23 protein-coding genes, 4 tRNA genes and 1 riboswitch are annotated in these 20,915 nt (G+C 38.9%); of the genes, 10 read left to right on the top strand and 17 right to left on the bottom strand.

Annotated elements, in window-relative coordinates:
- Nucleotides 1-117 precede the first annotated feature (117 nt).
- From BLV99_RS16285 to trhO, 3 genes are all read right to left on the bottom strand, one after another.
- A complete protein-coding gene (locus BLV99_RS16285; RefSeq protein ID WP_086183239.1) occupies nt 118-729 on the bottom strand; it encodes a DedA family protein in 612 nt (203 codons plus the stop codon).
- 84 nt (nt 730-813) lie between these two features.
- Nucleotides 814-1,098, bottom strand: coding sequence for an FUSC family protein (locus tag BLV99_RS16280; RefSeq protein ID WP_086183238.1), 285 nt, complete (start codon nt 1,096-1,098; stop codon nt 814-816).
- Nucleotides 1,099-1,291: 193 nt separating this feature from the next.
- The gene (trhO, locus tag BLV99_RS16275) at nt 1,292-2,224 is read right to left on the bottom strand and encodes an oxygen-dependent tRNA uridine(34) hydroxylase TrhO (protein ID WP_092692588.1); all 933 of its coding nucleotides are present in this window, start codon (nt 2,222-2,224) and stop codon (nt 1,292-1,294) included.
- A gap of 205 nt (nt 2,225-2,429) precedes the next feature.
- Between trhO and BLV99_RS16270 the strand changes: the two genes are divergently transcribed.
- Nucleotides 2,430-2,915, top strand: coding sequence for a DUF1289 domain-containing protein (locus BLV99_RS16270; protein WP_086183236.1), 486 nt, complete (start codon nt 2,430-2,432; stop codon nt 2,913-2,915).
- 148 nt (nt 2,916-3,063) lie between these two features.
- Here BLV99_RS16270 and ribB read toward each other — a convergent pair whose 3' ends face one another.
- The 12 genes from ribB to BLV99_RS16210 form a co-directional block, all read right to left on the bottom strand.
- A complete protein-coding gene (ribB, locus tag BLV99_RS16265; protein ID WP_086183235.1) occupies nt 3,064-3,723 on the bottom strand; it encodes a 3,4-dihydroxy-2-butanone-4-phosphate synthase in 660 nt (219 codons plus the stop codon).
- Nucleotides 3,724-3,817: 94 nt separating this feature from the next.
- A riboswitch (FMN riboswitch) is annotated at nt 3,818-3,984 on the bottom strand.
- Between the two features lie 147 nt (nt 3,985-4,131).
- Nucleotides 4,132-4,512, bottom strand: a complete 381-nt coding sequence (gene panD / locus BLV99_RS16260) for an aspartate 1-decarboxylase (protein WP_086164333.1) — start codon at nt 4,510-4,512, stop codon at nt 4,132-4,134.
- Nucleotides 4,513-4,656: 144 nt separating this feature from the next.
- The gene (pth, locus tag BLV99_RS16255; RefSeq protein WP_086164332.1) at nt 4,657-5,238 is read right to left on the bottom strand and encodes an aminoacyl-tRNA hydrolase; all 582 of its coding nucleotides are present in this window, start codon (nt 5,236-5,238) and stop codon (nt 4,657-4,659) included.
- Between the two features lie 19 nt (nt 5,239-5,257).
- Complete coding sequence (rplY, locus tag BLV99_RS16250) at nt 5,258-5,554, bottom strand: 50S ribosomal protein L25 (RefSeq protein ID WP_086164331.1); 297 nt, start codon at nt 5,552-5,554, stop codon at nt 5,258-5,260.
- A gap of 101 nt (nt 5,555-5,655) precedes the next feature.
- A complete protein-coding gene (locus tag BLV99_RS16245) occupies nt 5,656-6,609 on the bottom strand; it encodes a ribose-phosphate pyrophosphokinase (RefSeq protein WP_004651241.1) in 954 nt (317 codons plus the stop codon).
- 36 nt (nt 6,610-6,645) lie between these two features.
- Nucleotides 6,646-6,720 (bottom strand) — tRNA-Gln (locus BLV99_RS16240).
- 93 nt (nt 6,721-6,813) lie between these two features.
- Nucleotides 6,814-6,888: transfer RNA gene (locus BLV99_RS16235), tRNA-Gln, on the bottom strand.
- A 41-nt stretch (nt 6,889-6,929) separates the two neighbouring features.
- Nucleotides 6,930-7,004, bottom strand: a tRNA-Gln gene (locus BLV99_RS16230).
- A gap of 26 nt (nt 7,005-7,030) precedes the next feature.
- Nucleotides 7,031-7,105: transfer RNA gene (locus tag BLV99_RS16225), tRNA-Gln, on the bottom strand.
- A gap of 1 nt (nt 7,106) precedes the next feature.
- Nucleotides 7,107-7,937, bottom strand: coding sequence for a 4-(cytidine 5'-diphospho)-2-C-methyl-D-erythritol kinase (ispE, locus tag BLV99_RS16220; protein WP_092692585.1), 831 nt, complete (start codon nt 7,935-7,937; stop codon nt 7,107-7,109).
- A gap of 21 nt (nt 7,938-7,958) precedes the next feature.
- Complete coding sequence (gene lolB, locus BLV99_RS16215; protein WP_086164329.1) at nt 7,959-8,540, bottom strand: lipoprotein insertase outer membrane protein LolB; 582 nt, start codon at nt 8,538-8,540, stop codon at nt 7,959-7,961.
- A gap of 8 nt (nt 8,541-8,548) precedes the next feature.
- On the bottom strand, nt 8,549-10,261 hold the full coding sequence (locus tag BLV99_RS16210) for a tetratricopeptide repeat protein (RefSeq protein ID WP_092692594.1): 1,713 nt from the start codon (nt 10,259-10,261) through the stop codon (nt 8,549-8,551).
- Nucleotides 10,262-10,339: 78 nt separating this feature from the next.
- Here BLV99_RS16210 and hemA point away from each other — a divergent pair, with 78 nt between their 5' ends.
- Nucleotides 10,340-11,623 carry a glutamyl-tRNA reductase gene (gene hemA / locus BLV99_RS16205; RefSeq protein ID WP_092692583.1) on the top strand — a complete coding sequence of 428 codons (1,284 nt, stop codon included), beginning with the start codon at nt 10,340-10,342 and terminating at the stop codon, nt 11,621-11,623.
- 259 nt (nt 11,624-11,882) lie between these two features.
- On the opposite strand, the gene BLV99_RS16200 is transcribed toward hemA, so the two are convergent.
- Both BLV99_RS16200 and BLV99_RS16195 read right to left on the bottom strand, forming a co-directional pair.
- Nucleotides 11,883-13,799, bottom strand: a complete 1,917-nt coding sequence (locus tag BLV99_RS16200; protein WP_092692580.1) for a DNA primase — start codon at nt 13,797-13,799, stop codon at nt 11,883-11,885.
- Nucleotides 13,800-14,001: 202 nt separating this feature from the next.
- Nucleotides 14,002-15,018, bottom strand: coding sequence for an outer membrane protein assembly factor BamD (locus BLV99_RS16195; protein WP_092692578.1), 1,017 nt, complete (start codon nt 15,016-15,018; stop codon nt 14,002-14,004).
- 71 nt (nt 15,019-15,089) lie between these two features.
- Between BLV99_RS16195 and rluD the strand changes: the two genes are divergently transcribed.
- The 8 genes from rluD to BLV99_RS16155 form a co-directional block, all read left to right on the top strand.
- Nucleotides 15,090-16,142: a 23S rRNA pseudouridine(1911/1915/1917) synthase RluD gene (rluD, locus tag BLV99_RS16190; protein WP_074945591.1), complete on the top strand. Its 1,053-nt coding sequence runs from the start codon at nt 15,090-15,092 to the stop codon at nt 16,140-16,142.
- A 37-nt stretch (nt 16,143-16,179) separates the two neighbouring features.
- The gene (gene pgeF / locus BLV99_RS16185) at nt 16,180-16,920 is read left to right on the top strand and encodes a peptidoglycan editing factor PgeF (protein ID WP_092692576.1); all 741 of its coding nucleotides are present in this window, start codon (nt 16,180-16,182) and stop codon (nt 16,918-16,920) included.
- A gap of 39 nt (nt 16,921-16,959) precedes the next feature.
- Complete coding sequence (locus BLV99_RS16180) at nt 16,960-17,511, top strand: flavodoxin family protein (RefSeq protein ID WP_092692573.1); 552 nt, start codon at nt 16,960-16,962, stop codon at nt 17,509-17,511.
- A gap of 176 nt (nt 17,512-17,687) precedes the next feature.
- Complete coding sequence (locus BLV99_RS16175; protein ID WP_092692571.1) at nt 17,688-18,695, top strand: helix-turn-helix transcriptional regulator; 1,008 nt, start codon at nt 17,688-17,690, stop codon at nt 18,693-18,695.
- A gap of 25 nt (nt 18,696-18,720) precedes the next feature.
- Nucleotides 18,721-19,506: a hypothetical protein gene (locus BLV99_RS16170; RefSeq protein ID WP_092692591.1), complete on the top strand. Its 786-nt coding sequence runs from the start codon at nt 18,721-18,723 to the stop codon at nt 19,504-19,506.
- 15 nt (nt 19,507-19,521) lie between these two features.
- Nucleotides 19,522-20,244 carry a PDDEXK-like family protein gene (locus BLV99_RS16165; protein ID WP_092692563.1) on the top strand — a complete coding sequence of 241 codons (723 nt, stop codon included), beginning with the start codon at nt 19,522-19,524 and terminating at the stop codon, nt 20,242-20,244.
- A 28-nt stretch (nt 20,245-20,272) separates the two neighbouring features.
- Complete coding sequence (locus BLV99_RS16160; RefSeq protein WP_092692560.1) at nt 20,273-20,629, top strand: hypothetical protein; 357 nt, start codon at nt 20,273-20,275, stop codon at nt 20,627-20,629.
- A gap of 35 nt (nt 20,630-20,664) precedes the next feature.
- On the top strand, nt 20,665-20,915 hold a 251-nt coding region (locus tag BLV99_RS16155), incomplete at its 3' end, for a transposase (protein ID WP_139243526.1).

Below are 20,915 nucleotides of genomic sequence, written 5' to 3'. Positions count from 1 at the left end.
GTATTGCCACACGCTATGACAAATTGGCTCAAAACTTCCTGTCAGCAATCTATCTTGCTTCAACAATAATTTGGCTTAATTGATGACACGCCCTAAATTGAACTAAAAATATATCCATTATTTTATTTTATATTTATGTCGATGGTATAGAACCCAAATAATGATAAGTGCCACAATGCTGATAATGACATAGCCCACTTGGCTAAAAATATCGTGCATCAATGCTTGGTTTTCACCAAAATAAAATCCGACACAGGCTAAGAATGTTGTCCAGATGATTGTACCAAGCGCACTGTAGAGCATAAACTTCCAAAAGGGCATATGGCTCATGCCCGCAGGAATACTAATCAGTGAGCGCACAGCAGGAATCATGCGTCCAAAAAAGACAATACGGTGTCCATACTGTTCAAACCATGTTAATGCTTTCTGTACATCGCTGGATTTGATAAATAAGTATTTTCCATAGCGATCGACCCATCGAAAAATTTTATCATGATTAAATTTATACCCAATCCAATATAAAATTGCAGCCGCAGTCAATGAGCCAATACAACCAGCGATAATCACGCCAACAAGGAGAAGTTGCCCTTGAGATGCGGAATAGCCTGCGGAAGGCATGATCACTTCAGAGGGAATGGGGGGGAAAATATTGTCGAGGAACATCAGTAGAGCAATACCGAAGTAGCCCAATTGTTCCATAATAGAAATAATCCATTCAGTCAGATTCATGAGTGTATAAAATAACAATGATATCTGAACTATCCTAAAGACTATTCGTTGCAGGGTAAAGTACGGTCAAGTCATCAAGTTAGATTATTCTTGGCTATGGATCAATGTGTGTATGTAGACTTTTCTTAAACTATATGCGAGCGAAAATGGAACCACACTGATTAATGTATAACTAAGCGGATTGGAGTTTAAATGGTAAACAATAAATATAGATAAAATAGCACCAATCACTGTGCCTAAAACCACAATAAACAAATGAGATTCTTGATTTAAAATACTTTTTATTGCTGCTGTTTTTTGATGATTTTTTTCACGAACTAAGTGAAATCGCCGCGTATATTCGGCTGAATGACTAATTGATCTTGGCATAATTTAATTCCTTTTTCACATTATCTATGAATAAGTTGCTTAATTAATGTTCTGCAAATCTCAGATTATCAAATTTTTAATGAATTGATAAATAGTGCTGATTGTCTTTTTGTTTAAGCTTTGTTCTTTTTGTAAATAAAAAAAACCTCAGCGTGTGCTGAGGTTTTTTAATAGATGATCTTAAAATCTAGAATTACAGACGTTTACGTTTTGCTGCTGCAATTTGTGACTGACGCATACGAAAACCTTCTTTTTGCTTTTCTGTGGTTTTTTCGATGCAATATTTGCATGATACACCGTGTTCATAACTTGGAAGCTCAACTTCTGTTGGAAGTAAAGGCCAACCACAGGCATGACATTTAATATTTTGACCTTCTTCGACACCATGAGTTACGGCAGTACGACCATCAAATACAAAGCATTCGCCTTCCCACATACTCTCGGACGCTGGAGTTTCTTCTAGGTATTTTAAAATGCCACCTTTCAGATGATAAACGTCTGTAAAGCCTTCTTGAAGCAGAAGAGAAGTTGATTTTTCACAGCGGATACCGCCCGTACAGAACATGGCAATTTTTTTGTCTTTATGTTGTTCAAGATTTTGTTTTACATATTCAGGGAATTCACGGAATGTTTCTGTTTTAGGGTCAACAGCGCCTTTGAATGTACCTGCTTTATATTCATAATCATTGCGTGTATCAATCAAAATGACATCATCACGTGCAATCAGTTCATTCCATTCTTTTGGGTCTAAATAATGCCCGACAAGATCACGTGGTTGAACTTCTACACCTAAAGTGACAATTTCACTTTTAAGTTTGATTTTCATTTTACGGAAAGGTTTTTCATCGCTATGAGATTCTTTGTATTCCATCGCCTTAAACCCTTCATTAAGAAGAAAGGCTTGAATTTGATCAATCGATTTACGATCTCCAGCGACAGTACCGTTAATCCCTTCGCCCGCCACAATTAGAGTTCCACACAAGTTAATGCTGTTGACTAAGTCTAAAAGACGTTGTTGAAGATCGGTAGGATCTTGAACTTCTTTAAATTGATATAGTGCGGCAACAACCCAACTTGTGGTCGCTTGCTGTTCTACAGGTGCAAGCTGTTCTACAGTAGCGTTCATGGATAACTCCAAATGTATTATGATAGGGATAAAATTCAAGGCGCGTATTTTAACGTGAATTGTGCGAATAAGCGAGAAAACCATAACTAAAATATGGTTTTTAACTGAAAGAAGTTGCTCGTGAGTTGGTGTTGATTAAAATTATCAGTTTAAATAACTCTAGATGATTGATTTTATTTAAATATTAAATATGTAGGAGTATGTTTTGAGTACTGATCGTCGAATTGCTTCTTTGACCCCATGTGCAGGGCGTTGTTCTACGGTGTTTGGTGATTCGGTATGTCGTGGATGTCGTCGTTTTAATCATGAGGTTATTCAATGGAATACTTATAGCCCTGAACAGCATACGGCTGTGTGGAAACGACTGGATGCTCAATTGGATCAAATTTTAGTGCCGATGTTGCCGCATGCTGATTTGCATCATGTAGAAGGTTTTGTCTTGTCGAAACGCGTGCGTTTACGTGATGATGCATCAAACGGGCGTAAGCTTTATCATGCACTTAAAATTTGTGAGAAGAATAAAAATTTAGCCGAAGAAAGTGGTTTAGGAATTCAGGATAAACAAGTGAAACCACTTTGGCAGGAATTTGAACGCCGCGTCTTAGCGTTGGCTACAGCAAGTTATGATTTTGCTTTTTTACGTGCAGATGGTATTCGTTCTAGTTTATTGCATATGTTGGAACAAGACTGAATGTATTGTTCTTTATAAGAATGTTTTGAATGCAATAATTGGATGCGGTTACTGATTGTATTGATTATAAATAGTTTTTAAATCAAATTTTAAATTAAAAAGCCTCAGTATTGAACTGAGGCTTTTTCTATAATCAATGTATCGAGTTTTAGAGCTGATGTGCTAAACGATACTGCACAATTTCTTCAATGGTAATCACGGTTAAATGGTGAGTTTGAGCATAAGCCAAAACTTGAATGCCAGAAGCCATTGTGCCATCGGGATTGGTCAATTCACATAACACACCTGCTGGTTTTAAGCCTGCTAAGCGTGCTAAATCGATAGTGCCTTCAGTATGACCACGACGAGCTAAAACACCACCTTCACGTGCACGTAAAGGGAAGACGTGCCCAGGGCGGTTAAGGTCGCTCGCAACAACACCATCTTTAATGGCGGTTTTTATCGTGGTGGTTCGATCTTTGGCAGATACACCTGTGGTCACGCCCTCAGCTGCCTCAATTGTCACGGTAAATGCTGTTTTAAACTGACTTGAGTTGTCAGCCACCATTGGTGGGAGTTCTAAATGATTGGCTAGCTCATCTGTTAGGCATAAGCAGACAATGCCAGAACCATCACGAATCATACGTGCCATGGTTTCAACATTCAGTGTTTCTGCCGCAACAATTAAGTCGGCTTCATTTTCGCGTTCAAAATCATCCATCACCAACACTGGTTTGCCTTGGCGGATATCTTCTAAAGCTTTTTGAATACGTTGTTCAGCAGGAGGAAGGGCTGAAAAGAAAATTTCGGGTTGAATTAAACTAGACATTGAAACGCTCTCGTAAAATAAAAATACGGTTGAACATTTCAGGACTGATGTAGAAATGGGGTCGCAGCGATATATCAAATATAAATATCCGTTACGTCGTCTTCTTTCATCCGGACTATACCGTCGGCTTTGGTTTCTCACCAAATCTGCGAGTCAATCTTTTAATAAAAATTGACAGGCTCGTGGGCTGATTAAATCTTATCATTTTTGTTAAGTTTAACTTACCACCGGTGGGGAATTTCGCCCCGCCCTGAAGCGATGTGCAATGATTATAGACCTGTTTTTAATCAAGGACTCAGCTTTCTATAGATCAATCAGTCATATCTATAGTAATTATGTGAATAATAAAGTAAAAATCAGCAGATAATAAAAAAGCCCGCATATTGCGAGCTTTTCGTATTTTTAGACTTAAGCCACTTGAACAGGAATACAGTTCGCAGTGTGATTTACAGTATTGTTTGGATTGGCATAAACAAGGCGTGGTTTATGTGCATTGGCTTCAGCTACGGTAAAATCACCAAAGGTTGCAATAATCACTAAATCACCAACATCAGCTTGATGTGCAGCGCCACCATTGACAGAGATAATACCTGAATGATCTTCACCACGAATCGCATAAGTGGCGAAACGTTTACCATTCGTGACGTTCCATACGTGGATTTCTTCATATTCACGAATACCTGCTAAATCCATGAGTACGCCATCAATTGCACATGAACCTTCATAGTGAAGCTCTGCATGAGTAACTTGAGCACGGTGAATTTTGCATTTTAATAAACGAGATAGCATGGCTGGCGTCTCCTTAGTCGAGCTAAGATTTTATCTTATGGTTAAATCAATCACTTTTTACTGGGTAAGTAATCCGCAGAAAACGCATTTTGCTCTGAAACAAGCATCATGGCAAGAAGGATTGTTCAACAATGTGTGGATTGATCAGTTCGGTTTGTAAGCATTGATTTGATTCATGGCTTGCTGTGTGTCACCGTTTACCAGCAATTGAATGCGAGATAAAGCGTGAGCAATGGCATCATCCATTAAATTTTGTTCGCTGCTTGGTGCTTTGCTGAGTACATGACCAGAGACACGTTCTTTAGAACCAGGATGTCCTATGCCAATACGTAAGCGATGAAAATTTGAACCAATATGCGGTACGATATCTTTTAAACCGTTATGTCCACCGTGACCACCACCTGTTTTTAGGCGAATGACACCGGGGTTCATATCAAGTTCATCGTGCGCAATGAGTATTGCTTCGGGAGCAATTTGATAGAATTTGGCGAAGGGTACAACACTTTGACCCGAGAGGTTCATAAAGGTTGTGGGTAATAACAGACGAACGTCTTGACCTTCAATATTACCACGACCACTTATCCCTTTATATTTGGGATCAGCTTTGAGTTGAATACCATATTGTTCTGCAAGGCGTTGAACAAACCAGAAGCCTGCATTATGGCGGGTTTGGGCATATTCCGTTCCCGGATTACCCAAACCTACAATCAGTGAAAGTTTTGACACTAATTTACACCATCAACACTTATGCGCGTTTAAAGTCAGCGTGCATAGGCGTGTTTTTAGCTGGGTGACGTTGTAAAGCTTGGATTTTAACGCTTTCAACTTTATCGCCCATATTGATTTCAATAACTTCTTCGAAGAAAGCATTGTTTTCAAGTGCTTTAACAAGTTGACGAAGTTCTAAAGTAACAGTTACAGGAGCAGCTTCGCCACCGTAGATGATTGCTGGAACTTTAGCTTGAAGACGAAGGCGGCGGCTCGAACCTTTCCCTTGTACTGATTCGTCACGAGCTACTGCATTTAATACGAAGTTTGCCATGATGACATTTCCTCATTGAGTTTAAATTGACTGAACCTTCGACCAGTCCAGTGATAGAAAGCCCTGCTTTTTAAGGGCAGAGCTTCAAAAAATTTGCGCTATTATAAATAACTATCGAACATCGCGCTAATAGATTCTTCGTTGTTAATACGACGAATTGTCTCAGCAACCATGCCGGCTACTGAAACTTGGCGAATCTTACCAAGTTCTAATGCTTCTTGAGAAAGCGGAATTGTATCTGTTACCACGAGTTCGTCGAGTACAGAATTTTTCAAATTCTCAAGGGCTTTACCAGAAAGTACAGGGTGAGTTGCATAGGCAACAACACGGCGAGCACCAAATTGTTTCAGTGCATCAGCAGCTTTACACAATGTACCTGCGGTATCAACCATATCATCCACGATTACGCAGTCACGATCTTTTACATCACCAATCAAATGCATCACTTGTGATTCATTTGCTTTTTGGCGACGTTTATCAATGATTGCCAGATCGATATCACCCATTTGTTTAGCTACAGCACGTGCACGTACTACACCACCAACGTCAGGAGAAACAACCATAAGATTATGGTGTTGCTGTTGACGAAGATCAGCAAGTAAAGCAGGAGTACCGTAGATATTGTCTACAGGAATATCGAAGAAACCTTGGATTTGGTCAGCATGAAGGTCAATCATTACAACACGGTCAATCCCTACAGTTGTGAGCATGTCTGCGACAACTTTTGCAGTGATTGGAACACGGCTTGAACGAGGACGACGATCTTGGCGAGCATATCCGAAGTAAGGGATGACAGCAGTTATACGACCTGCGCTTGCGCGACGTAAGGCATCAGCCATAACGAGGACTTCCATAAGGTTGTCATTCGTTGGTGCACAAGTAGGCTGTACAAGGAATACGTCTTTACCACGAACATTTTCGGTAATTTCGACAGTGATTTCACCATCAGAAAATTTACCGACAGCAGCAGCTCCTAACGGAATGTGCAGGTGGCTTACGACTTTTTGGGCGAATTGTGGATGTGCAGTTCCACTAAAAACGACAAGATTGGGCATGAAGCACCCTTGGCGGTTGGAATGTTTGAAAATAGATGGCAGGGGCGGCTGGATTCGAACCAACGGATGCCGAGATCAAAACCCGGTGCCTTACCACTTGGCGACGCCCCTAATGCGGCAGAACTTTAATATTTTTACTGTTCAATGTCAAGGTAAATTAACAAATGAAACAGCAAACTTTATTCTGTCTTTTTTGAAAATAGATGGCAGGGGCGGCTGGATTCGAACCAACGGATGCCGAGATCAAAACCCGGTGCCTTACCACTTGGCGACGCCCCTAAATTTGATCACTGTAAATTGATTTAAACAATAAGTTTAAATGGCAGGGGCGGCTGGATTCGAACCAACGGATGCCGAGATCAAAACCCGGTGCCTTACCACTTGGCGACGCCCCTAATACAGTAATCTACAGATGAAATGATGGCAGGGGCGGCTGGATTCGAACCAACGGATGCCGAGATCAAAACCCGGTGCCTTACCACTTGGCGACGCCCCTATCATATAACCTTGAAATGATGTACTGGTGATTCATTTAAACCATTAACCAAGTAAGCTTTACAAGGCGAATGTGCTAAAATTTCATCAATATTCATGTCGCTAGTTACTTCAGTAAAAACACAAGCACCTGTACCTGTAAGTTTTGCAATACCGAACTGGTCTAAATACTGCATCGCTTCATTCACTTCTGGATATAGACTTCTTGCTAAAGGCTCAAAGTTATTTCCAAAATTAAATGGTGTTAACTGATAGGCGCAAAATGTAGAGGTCTTCGTGTTTCTTGTCAATGTTTTTTGCGAAAAAAGCAATTGAGTGCTGATAAAACAATCAGGTTTTAACACGATGTATTTTTTTTGTTCCAAGTCTATGAATGTTAAGTGTTCACCAATGCCTTCAGCCCATGCATTGCGGCCATAAACAAAAATAGGGACGTCCGCACCGAGTTTGACACCCAACTCAGCCAATTGTTCAATACTTAAACCGCATTGCCACAGTTGATTGACCACAATAAGCGTCGTTGCCGCATTTGAAGAACCCCCTCCGAGTCCTGCACCCATAGGAATGTTTTTTTCTACACGAATAGACAGCCCTGTTATTTTTTGAGCATAGGGTTTCAAGATTTGTGTGGCTTTGTAGATTAAGTTTTGTTCTAGGTCGACGCTATTTAAGCCATCAATTGAAATTTGCAAGTCATCTGTTTGAGTGAATTCTAGCCAGTCGTTTAAGTCTATCAGTTGAAAAATAGTTTGCAATTCATGATAACCATCATCACGACGACCTGTGATATGCAAAAAAAGATTGAGCTTGGCAGGAGAGGGGACACGAATCATAGCGTTTTGAACTTTTAAGACTTAGCGATTTTGAATAATCATTGTAATACGATTTTCTTGACCCGACTCAAGTGCTTGCTTCAAAATTAGTTTGTTTGGCAATTGGGCTTGGTCGTTATAACTTAAATCAACTGTCCAGCCGTCTTCCAAAAATTGGGTTGGACGATTCAGGTCATCTTTGTTGATTTTAACTTGTGTTGTTGCAGGTTTAGCTTGAACCCAATCGACTAAATGGGTGATTGGTGCTTGCCAACCCGTGGCGCGTTCAAGTAGTTCTTCAGCTGTTTCGGCTTCAATGAGCCCTGTTTTAGCGCTATTTAGGCTGACTTCACCGGGTTTTCCCGATATTTGCGTTTTACCAACACCTAAAATTCCGCTTAATTCAATATCAAACTCGTCTTGTTGTTGTACCCAAGTGAAAAAGGCACTGCCAGATTGCCCTGGTGTTTTCACCCCGATTTTACCCTGAAGGTTGAAGTTGTTTGCAGCTTCAGGTGTTTGAGATACGTTTGGCCCTTGAGGCTGGGTATATTGTTGACAACCCGTCAGAATGAGTGTGCTTGTTGCAATTAAGGTTAAGCTGAATTTTGAAAAAATATGCATAAAGTGTATTAACTCTTTTTCATGTGTGGCGGTAACAATAGCGACTTCAATTGTTCTAATTGAGGATCATTGGAATGTTTTTTTTGTAATTGTTGTAACACATGATTAAATTTTGTTAGATCACCTTGCATGTATAACGATTTTGCATAGCGCACACCAATGTTGATATTTTGGCTAATTTCATAGGCTTTTTCCAAAACCAGAGCCGAGGTTTTAAAGTCATTTTGTAAAAATGTAATATAACCGAGTGTATCTAAAATTGAAGCTTGATCTGGTGCGAATTCCAAAGCGTGTTCAACATACTGCCGTGCTTCATCTAAACGTCTGTTTTGTAAAGCCAGTGTGTAGGCATAAGCATTCAGATAGGTTGGACTATTGGGTTCAATTTCTAATAGTTTTTTCAATAATTTATCAAGTTTATCTTTGTCTTGATAAGGGTCGAGTAATAGAACTTCCGAATAGATCAGTTCAGGATCATCAGGCACGTTTTTTATCGCTTCATCTAATAAACGCATAGCCGCTTTTTTGTTGCCCATTCTTTTTAAAATGTCGGCTTGCGCTTGATAAAGAAAGCTGGCTTGTTGTGGGTAATTGACCCGTTCTTGGGTTAAAAAACGTAAAGCATCGCTGAGTTTGTCTTGCTCGGAAAAAATATTAATCATATTGCGGCGTGAAACGGTATATAAACTGCCATCTACCAAACGATAATAGGCTTTTGCTGTTTCAAAATGTTGCTTTCTTTCAGCATTGACCGCCAAATAATAATAGGCTTCATTTTGATATTGTGCGGAATAGCGTAGCTCAACCAAGAATTTTTCAGCTTTTTCATATTCTTCTAAATCAATACTGGTTAAGCCTGCAATAAACAGTGCTTCGTCTTCATGTGGCCATTTCTGTAAAATGTTTTCGAGTTTATCCAGTGCTTGTTTAGATTGATTGATTTTAATCAGATATTTAACTTCAGCTAAGCGAACTTCTAAATTAGATTTATGTTTTTGGCTGGCTTTGTTATACCATTTCAGCGTTTCTTCGTCGTTGCCTAAAGCACTGAGTAAATTGGCTTTCATTAAAATAAAACCCGTCACTTTAGGGCGTTTTTTGAGTGCACGATTTACCGTGACGAGTGCTTGTTCTAGCTGTCCATGTTGAGCTTCTAAACCTGCAATCAGCACCAAGACTGAAGGGTTGTCTCTTTCTTTGCTTTTGCGTAAAGCGTCGAGTAAAAATTCTCGATCTTCAGGTTCTTCAGGAGCGATACCGACCAAAATCTTTTCTAAGTCTGCATCAGGGTCAATATTTAAAATTTTATCCAGTGTTTCAGATGCCAGTTCATACTCATGTGCTTTGAGGGCAATATGTGAAAGATAAAATAAAGCGGGGACATCTGTAGGTTCTTGAACCACCCAATGGGTGGCAATATCCAGTGCAGCTCTGAGGTCATTTTGTTCTAATGCGACATTTAAAGCCCGCTGTTTCACCGTGGTAGAATTGCTTTTAATTGCAAGCACAGTATAGTTGTGTAATGCTGTTGGTATGTCATGGTAGGTCAGTGCAAATTCGGCAATCATGCTTTGTTTTATGGCATTATAATTTGAATTGGCATGATAAATTTCTCCAGATGCTCTAATATGAACACTAGAAGCCATGCTACCCACAAGTAAGAATGTGGTAGAATATTGCTTAATTGTCGCGCCGTTTATTCGGCTGTTTGTTTGACGCAATTTTTCTTGATCCAAGTAATGCTTTTTATGACACCAATATTGCACAATAGCATAAATTTAGCGAAATGATGATCTGATATGTCTTTCTTTGCATTGGGTGTCAACCATCAAACCGCTTCTGTAGAGCTGCGTGAGCAAGTTGCATTTAACCCTGAAAAGTTAACGCAATTACTTGCAGAGCAAAGCCAAAACCGTGACTTAAATGACATGGTTGTGGTTTCTACATGTAATCGAACTGAAGTTTATGCCATGTCCGATAATGCGGATATGGTAATGAATTGGCTCGCCCAAGCAAATGGCATAGATGTTAAACAATTGTTTAATCATGTATATCGTTATGAAAATGCGCAAGCTGTAACACATTTGATGCGTGTTGCCAGTGGGCTTGATTCCTTAATGTTGGGTGAACCGCAAATTTTAGGGCAAGTGAAGTCTGCTCTTTCTTTAGCTAAAGATGCACATACTGTTTCTCCTCGTTTAAACCGAATTTTTGAATATGCTTTTTATGCAGCCAAGCGGGTGCGTTCGGAAACGGCTGTGGGGAGTCATGCGGTTTCCATGGGTTATGCGGTTGCTCAGCTGGCTTTACAGGTGTTTAGTAAGCCTGAAAAGTTGACGGTCATGGTGGTTGCTGCCGGTGAAATGAATAGCTTGGTGGCAAAGCATTTGGCAGAAATGGGTGTGGGTAAAGTTTTAATTTGCAATCGTACAGCCGCACGTGCTGAAACTTTGGCGCAAGAAATCGCTCATCGAGTTGATGTAGAAATCATTGATTTTTCAGCGTTGGCAGAAAACTTATACCGTGCAGATGTGATTTCTAGTTGTACTGGAAGTTTGCACCAAGTGATCTCTTATGCTGATGTTAAAATCGCCTTAAAAAAACGTCGTTATCAACAAATGCTTTTGGTGGATTTGGCTGTACCGCGTGATATTGAGCCTAAAGTTAAATCTTTAGATGGCGTATATTTATATGGTGTTGACGATTTACAAAGTGTGATTGATGACAATCTTGCACAACGTCGCCAAGCGGCTGTTGAAGCCGAAGTCATGGTGAATCAGTTGGCAACAGAATTACTGACCCAACAAAAAGTTAAAAAAGCGGGCGGTACAATTCATGCTTACCGTGCGCAGGGTGAAGTATTAAGACAAGAAGAATTGGCTTTAGCGATGACGCGAATGGCCAATGGTGAAAATGCTGAGCAGGTTCTACAGGAATTTTCTCATCGCTTAACGCAAAAATTATTGCACCCAACTTCTATTTTATTGCGTGAAGCAGCGAAAGTGGAAGATCCTGCATATTTTGAAATGTTGCAGGAAGATTTGCAAGATGTGGTAGCCAAGCGTCGTAAGGCAAAGCACTAAAATAAATTAAGGTTGATATTTATAGTGCCTCATATTGTTGTGAAAGGTTAAAAAGATTTTGTGTAGGCGATGCCTTCCTTTTGATGGTTCAAAAGTAACAAAACCCTTTATTTGTCAGATGGTATGTCCCTGTAATCACTGACTAACGAGCGACATTCATGTCGCCAGTCAAGTATTCTAAATATTTTTGTAATATCAAAATAAGTTTGATGCATTACCGCATTGAGATTATGTGATTGATTTATTCAAAAATTAAAATTTAATCGTCTAAAAGTGTCAGTGATCTTTTTTTATCAATTTCATAAATTTGATGTTTTAAATTTCTCATTTCGGCAATGCTGGTAAATTTTTTCGATTTAATTTTTTGTTGTAAGCATTGGTATTGTAATTTAATAGAAAAATCTTCAGCGAGTTTGTCGGCTTGCTCAGGTGATGAGGTGTAATCACTGATATTGGCTTGAGGTAAAATGTGCTGTAAGTCGTGGTGAAAGTTGGCACATGCACCTAAAACATAATACTGAGATAGCTCTGTATCATCGGGTAAATCATCAAAAATTGTATTAAAAATATTTAAAATTTTAAATAATAATTGATTGTGTGAAATTAAAGCACGTAGGGGTTCAAAGTGAATATAAAGATAGGGGTGATTCATTAAAATCGCAATCACATATTCCTCAGCATCAATTTTGGTGCTAAAGCTTAAGGATGCATCGTTGTTGACTTGCGGTTGCCATTTGCGGCTATAACCAAGCTTTTCACGGAAATATTGCTGTAGTAAATAACGATAAGAACCATGTTTGGGTAACAGTTCAGTGAGCTGTTTTAACTCACCCATCACCTGACTTTTACCTTCAGGTGATGTGCTGTTATGATTCTGAGTTAAATGCGCAAAAATAAACTCGGACAATAAAGGCGCAGTTTGTAACATCCGTTGAAAGCTTTCTAAACCTTCACGACGAATTAAAGAGTCTGGATCGTGATCATTAGGGAGTACGAAAAACTTAAGTTCGCGACCGTCATTGAGTAAAGGTAAAGCAATTTCTAATGTTCGTCTTGCTGCTTTTTGCCCAGCAGCATCACCATCGAAAGCAATGGTAATGCGATTATTTTGCTTAAATAAAATATTCAAATGTTCGGTATTGCTGGCGGTTCCCAGTGTTGCAACCGCGCCATAGATGCCATATTGCTGTAAAGCAATTACATCCATGTAGCCTTCAACCATTAACCAATCGTGCGCTTTTTGTTTGCGTCCTTCATATAAACCATATAGCAGTTGGTTTTTGTGGAACACTTCAGAATCGGGTGAGTTAATATATTTGGGTTTGATTTCGTCATTTAGCGCACGACCACCAAAACCGACTACGCGACCTTTGGGATCCCGAATGGGAAAGATGACTCGATCACGCAGTAAATCGAAGTCTCGACCTTTGTCGCTGGTACGAATTAATCCGAGTTGTCTTAAGCCTTCAATGTCATAAGGAAACGCTTTTTCCAAATGCTGCCAATCTTCAGGGGCATAGCCTAAACGCCAGTATTGGATGGTTTCTGCACTTAAGCCACGTTGTTTAAAGTATTGTTGTGCGGTCTGACTGTGGGGTAATTGCTGCGCATAATACAGCGCAATATTTTCCAATAAATCGTATAGGTTACCATCTTGAACCGTGTTTTGATCAATCGGATCAAATTGTTCAAAGGCTGCAAAAGGATCGTTATGATTAAAATGTTGCTCTGAATAGGCATCATTTTGAAATTCTTCAAAAGGGTCGTTGCTGCTAAAAGCAACATTTGGTGCGGGTTGCTCTACTATAGCCGCGGGAGTCGCTTGAACGCTGGCCGGTTTTTTGATTTCGCGCTTATAAGAGAGGCGTTTTGAATCTTGATTGTCTTTCGGTAACTCGATACCTGTTTGGCTAGACAGATCCTTCATTACATCGACAAAATTACGCCCGTCAATGTCCATTAAAAAGCGGATGGCATTACCGTTGGCTTGGCAGCCAAAGCAATGGAAATATTGTTTGTCGCGATAAACATGAAACGATGGTGATTTTTCCTGATGAAAAGGGCAGCAACCAGAATAGGTGCGACCTGTTTTCTTAAGTTTCACGCGCTGACCAATCAGATCGACAATATCTGTGCGATCTAATATTTGATCAATCGTGTGTTGAGGAATAGCCATACGTATGCAGTCGAGTTGAGATCTATCTATTAAAAATGACTGACGAATCAGAGGTCAGAATTTACGCAGAATGAAAGTGCGCAAGCAATTAAAGGTTAATTTGTATACCTTTTGCACAAAACGATCAATATGATCGGTTAAAATAACAAAAGGGCAAGTATGATAACTTGCCCTTCATGAAAATGCGAACAATAAGCTTGGCTTATTCAGTTGCTGGTGTTTCTTTTGGCATTTCTTGTTTCGGTGCTGGAATGTTGGTTTCTGCTTGTGGACGATCGAGTAAACCAAAACTTAAACGATTGGTGATACTCGGTTTTTGAGTATCGTCAGAATTTTGATTTTGTTCTGTATTTGTTGATGTTTGAGCTTCACGTCCGAAAACACCTAAAGTTGCACGATTCACCCAGCTGCCTTCACTGCGTGCAGCACGAAGATTTACGCTGCCATCAGATTTAACCAAGTTTGGATAATTTAGCTTTAACACTTCAATATATTGTTTTGAAGTGACTTGATCCCCCAACTTGTCATAACCATAGGCAATCGTGGCTAAAGCTTCCGGTACTTGAGGGGTTTGAGGGAAATGTTCAATCACCCATTGAGAGCGCTCAACAGCGGCTAACCATGCTTTACGCTTAATGTTAAAACGTGCCGCATTCATTTCACTTTCAGCCAATTCATTGCCAATAAATTTCATCCGTTGTGCTGCATCTACAGCATAAGTGCTTGATGGGAAGCGACGAATGAAATCAACAAAGTTTTGATAAGCCACTTTTAAATAGCTGACATCACGGTGGGATTGTTTTAATGAGGTGTAACGTAATAAGCCATCATAGTTTTGTTCCATATTCGCGACACCACGAACATAGTAAGCATAGTCCACATTTGGATGTTGCGGATTTAAACGAATAAAACGTTCAGCCAGTGCAATTGCACCTTCATAATCTTTTTGTTGGAATTTGACGTACAATAATTCTAATTGAGCTTGTTGTGCGTAGTCACCTGTAGGGTAATAGGTGTCTAAAGCTTCTAGATGCGTTGCAGCATCGGTATATTGCCCACGTTCGAGCGCTTTTTCTGCTTTTTGAATATAAACTTGCTCGCTAGATTGTGGTCCGGTATCCACAATTTCTTTCTTCGGATTACTGCTACAGCCTACTATTGCCGTTGCAACGCCTAAAGATAAAGCAAGCATTGTCATTTTATAACGTGGTAACGACATAAAAATTCCTCTGTTAGTACTGGCAATGAGCTACAATTGCGCTATTAAACCACTTTTGTCTGAATGAGCAAATGAGTCAAGCACAATCTTCTAACTCTAATTTACCTGAAACTGATTTCAATTTACTTGAAGATTCTGAGGATGCAGATAACCATACTTCAGACTCAACTGCAACACGTTTATCGTTGCAATTTCAATTGGATGAAAGCTATTTAGGACAACGTATCGACCAAGTCGCAGCGATAATCTGGAGCGATTTTTCGCGTGAAAAATTGAAACAGTGGCTAAAAGAAGGCCATTTGTTGGCAAATGGTAACAGCGTTAAGCCAAAGTATAAATGTGAAGGCAATGAACTTTTAACCCTTGATGTTGAACTCGAAGTTCAAACTAAGAGCTTACCTGAAAATATTCCACTTAATATCGTGTATGAAGACGACGATATTATGGTGGTGAACAAACCGATTGGTATGGTTGTACACCCAGGCGCTGGTAACAGCTCAGGTACATTGGTGAATGCATTACTTTACCATTATCCTAAGTCAGCGGAATTGACCCGTGCCGGCTTAGTACACCGTATTGATAAAGACACCAGTGGTTTGCTGGTGGTGGCTAAAAACTTAGAAGCACAATTTTCGCTCAGCAAGCAATTGGCGAAGAAAACGGTTTATCGTGTTTATGACTTAATTGTTTACGGCAATATTATTGCAGGTGGAACCATTGATGAACCGATTAAACGTCATCCTGTTGATCGCGTTAAAATGAAGATCTTGCCAGGTGGTAAGGATGCGGTCACGCACTACAACGTGAAAGAGCGTTTCCAGCATTTCACCCGTGTTCAAGCACGTTTGGAAACAGGTCGTACCCATCAAATTCGTGTTCATTTTAGCTATATTGGCTTTGGTTTGGTTGGCGACCAAGTGTACATGAACCGTGTACGTGTACCTGCGGGTGCTTCAGAGTTACTGGGCGACACTTTACGTGCTTTTAAACGTCAAGCTTTACATGCGGCAAAACTTGGGTTGGTTCATCCACGTTCGGGTGAGGAAATGATGTTTGAAGCACCTTGGCCAGAGGACTTTGCTCAATTGGTTGAAGTATTACGCAGTGAAAATAAAGCGTACTAAGTTACTTTGATGTTTGGTGAATGATAAGGAAATAGACATGCAATTTGTTCAAGGACTTCCATCAGGTGTATATGTTGGGCAGACACGAGTGCATCATGCAAAAGCTCAATCTTCTGCTCAACCTGAGCTTGTCGGATTTAACTTGGCATTGCATGTCGGTGATGATGTAAAGCGCGTGCAGCAGCATCGCATGGCTTTACTGCAAGAGTTTGCAGATTTTGGCGTTAATAAAATGACGTGGATGACGCAAACTCACAGCACCATTTGTCATACGATTAATGAAGAAATTCCGTTTGCAGCATTAGAAGGGGATGGTCTGGTTACTCAGCGTAAAGTCCATGCGTTGATGATGATGACTGCGGATTGTTTACCTGTGGTGCTGGGAAATGCAGATGGCACTGAAGTTGCCAATTTACATGCTGGTTGGCGCGGTTTAGCACAAGGGATTGTTGAAAACACCATTGCTACGATGCAAAGTCAGCCGACTTGGGCATGGCTAGGTGCAGCAATTAGTCAGCCGAATTTTGAAATTGGTGCAGAAGTAAAATTGGTTTTTTGTGCTAAATATCCAGAATTAGAAACCGCTTTTCAAGGTAGTGAAAAAGTGGGTAAGTTTTATGCTGATTTATATGCGATTGCACGTTATATCTTGAAACAACAGGGTGTTGAAACGGTACTCGGTGGCGATCAGTGTAGCTATCGACAAACGGACGAATATTTTTCCTACCGCCGTGAAGCAAAAACAGGACGCATGGCAACATTCGTGTTTATGGCTTGAAACTGTTAAACTTCATTAAAATTTACTGTTTTTATTGATATGTCTTTATCTTCAAAATCTCTTGCCATCGTTTATCACAGCCCATATGGACATACTGCAAAGGTTGCATCTTTTATTGCTCAAGGGGCTGAGCAAACGGGTATAGATGTGCATTGCATGAACATTGAACATGTGAATTGGGAGATACTAGACCAAGCCGATGCGATTGTTTTGGGTTGTCCCACTTACATGGGAAGTCTGACCTCAGCCTTGAAGCAATTTATGGAGCAATCTTCTAAACGTTGGTTGGCTCGAACATGGCAGGGCAAGCTTGCAGCTGGTTTTACCAATGGCGGTGGTTTAAGTGGCGATAAGTTGGCTGTTTTGCAGCAAATCAATTTGTTTGCCATGCAGCATGGCATGTTGTGGGCAGGTTTACCTTTTATGCCTACGGGGCGTAGCGCGCAAGATATTAACCGTATGTCGAGTTTTTTGGGCTTAATGACCCAGTCCGATAACGCACCTGCTGAGGTCACGCCACCTGAAGGGGATTTGGAAACAGCGGCTCGATTTGGTAAACATCTCGCACTATTGCTGAATCGCTTAAATTAAAATGAAGATTAAAAAAATCTCCAATTGGAGGTTTTTGATATTTTATTTGTAAGACATTGAATGTCTTTTAAAACTGTTATTCTTAATTGAAACATAAATGAACAGAATAGCAGTCATGGATAAGAAAAATGTAAACCTCGTAAGCCGTGTATTAAAAATTTATAGTGTTTTACCACGTGTACCCAGATCGGCTATTAACAATAGAAGCGTTTAAAGAGCAAGTACGTCATTGTTATGGTGATGACATAGAAGAAAAATCATTAACTAAAGCAATACAGAGAGATTTAGAGCTCATTCCCAGTTTACTTTCAACTGGAGAGCTTTCTGTAACTGATGGTAAAGGTAGAAAAGCAAAAAAATATCAATTAAGCCAAGATGCTTTCATTGAACAGTTTAATTCTGAGTTAGCTTTGGTTTTGGTTATGGCAAATAATTATTTAAGCGAATATTTGCCATACGATATTCAGCAAAATGTAAAAGGCTTTTTTGACGCAGCAACACAGCAATTAACAAAAGATACTCGTTTAGATAATTGGCAATCTCGTTTTCGTTTTGTACCGTCCGGTTATAGTCAAAATAAAAATAGTCATTATGATTCAAAAGAAATCAAAATAATTTATCAAGCGATCTTAGAAGATGATATTTGGCTTGATGCTCAATATAGAAAAGAAAATCATTCTGATAGCCAATCATACGTATTGAAGCCTCATGGAATTATTCACTATTGCGATAAACAATTTTTAATTGCTAGCAAAATTATCAAAGGAAAAAGTGAGTTACGTACATTTAATATGCTGAATTTTACTGAAGTTAAAATTATTCCAGAAAAAATTTCAGTAAATATTGATCCCTATGATGTTGATGACTTGGTTGAAGAGCGTGAGTTCGAAGATGCTTTTTTTGATAGAGAAGAATTGGAGCTGTTTTTTGTTTTTCAGGAGGAGTTGTTGGAAGAGCTTGAAAGAAACCCGATAGGGGAAAATCAGACCATTATTCATTTAGAAGATCAATATTATGAGCTAAGCACCCGAAGTGTGATCACTCGAAGTCGAATGGAGTGGTTTATGAAAAATGCGCATTTAATTCAGATCATATCACCAGATGAATTGCGTGAAGATATCGTTGATAGGGCATCTATTGCATTAGAAAAAAATGATTTACGTGACCCATGGGTTAAATTTTAAGTATTTGAATAATAATGGTAAAGTTATGAAAAAAGAGATATCCATAGATACGGTTCTGAATAATTTATCTTCTATTATCCAAATGGGAAATTTTCTTGAAGAAAAAATTGCTGGAAAACTTTTTGAAGATATTGAGACCATGATCTTGAATCAACAAAAACATGATTTTCCTGATATGAAGTGGCAAACGATGATATGGGATGTTTGTGCTAATTTCGAATATAAAGAATTATGGTTTGCTCCAAAACAATGGATTTATTTTGATCAACAGGATGAGTTAATTTCAGATAAAAATTTTGATATTTTTGACAGTTATGCTTTTTTCAAACTTACTCATTATGACAGAGGGAGTCATTATAATTCTGATGAAGACTTTAGGATTAATAATAATAGATTTCCAACAGCAAATTTTTTTAGACATGAACAAGGCTATATAACGCTACAATTTTTTCTAAATTATAATCTTATACGTAAACTTTCTTATAAACGCGAAGGTTTAATTAAAGAAATCGCAGAAATGGACAATTACCGAGAGCTGCGTGAGTGGAATTATTTCCGACAGAATACCCTGATGCAATATCAAGAGTTAGCGGGCTTGGGCTTCGAACTCGATAATTGTTCTGCATTTTGGTTGCTTAAAATAGATCTGTTAAATTCTGATTTGTTTATTAAAGAGTATAAACAAGGTACATTGGATAAATCACTTGAACCTATCCAGAGTGCATTAGTAAAAATAAATGAAAACTTTGGGGTGTTTGATGAAATTCAACAGAAAGCAAAGCATTATTATTTAGAAATAGCAAAAATGTAAAGAGAACAAAAGAATATGAGTTTAAGTGAAACTGAGTTTTCCAATCAATTGTCAAATTTTTTTCATGCATGGAAAGCATTGCCAGAGCTAGAAAAAGTTGAACAGAATGAAGCTCCAAATTATGAAATAGATATTGCTCAACTTAAGACATTTTTCCAGCAATATAAGGTTGCACAAGAAGGTATTGATGATGTAAAGACATTAGGTATGTATACCAATGTTTGGCAGGTTTCTGGCTTAAGGCAGGATGAGGTTAGAAATACTAAAGTGTTGAAATGGTTGCTAGATTGCAAAGGTGATCATGGGCAGAAAAATAAAATTCTATTAGATTTTTTAAAATTATTACCAGAGAAATTTCATAAGCATAAACCTAGAACCTATTTTACGATTGATGAGAGTTGTCCTTTGGGTGAGCAAAGTAACCGTGTTGATATCGAAATTGATGCTCCAGAATTTCTTTTATTTGTTGAAGTGAAAATCAATGCATCAGAAGGAAAAGAACAACTCAAAAGATATTCGGAAATTGCTGAGGTAAAGGCAAAGGGCAAGGATAAGTTGGTTGTGTATTTAACCAGAGATGGAAAGTTACCATCAGCATATCAAGATGATGAAATATTTTTTCCACTAGCATGGAATAGTATTTCCAATCTGTTAAATCAATATGCAGATAATCAATCATATGAAAATCGTGCAGCATGGTTGATTAAACAATTTTCAAAGCATATTGAAAGTTTTTAATTTTAAAGATAAATAAAGGGAGACTTACATGGAACATAAACAAGCAGCAAAATTAATTATTGAAAATATTCAATTATTAGAGCAAGCAAAAATTCTGCTTGAGGGGGAGTTAAGTCAAACATTTTTCAACACTGTTGATAAGGTTATAGAGCAATCTGTGGGTAATTTTGATGATGAAATAATAGCATCATGTAATTTTCATGAAGATGAAACGTGGTTTTTATCAACTAAATGGAAACAAGAACCATTTAGTTTTGGAGATACTAAAACATGGAAAAACCTATATGCTTTTTATGAGTTAACAAATGAGGGATGCAACGAACGGTCGAATGATTGGTGGTTAACTAACTTTTTTCCTAATGATCTAGGGCGTGTCATCAATTAGGTTGATAAAATCTGACGCGTCCTTATTATTCTCTTATGACTAAACGCTATGCATTAAGAGACGATCAATGGGAACAGATTAAAGATCTGTTACCTGGACGAACAGGTACGGTTGGTGTAACCGCCAAAGATAACCGATTATTTGTTGAAGCAATACTATATCGTTACCGCTCAGGTATCCCGTGGCGAGACTTGCCTGAACGCTTTGGTGATTTTAGAGTCGTGCATACTCGCTTTAGCCGCTGGGCTAAAACAGGCGTGTGGCAGAGAGTTTTTGAAGTGCTGTC

The organism is Acinetobacter kyonggiensis (assembly GCF_900107285.1).
Classification (GTDB): domain Bacteria; phylum Pseudomonadota; class Gammaproteobacteria; order Pseudomonadales; family Moraxellaceae; genus Acinetobacter; species Acinetobacter kyonggiensis.
This window is presented reverse-complemented; position numbering and strand designations above follow the sequence as displayed.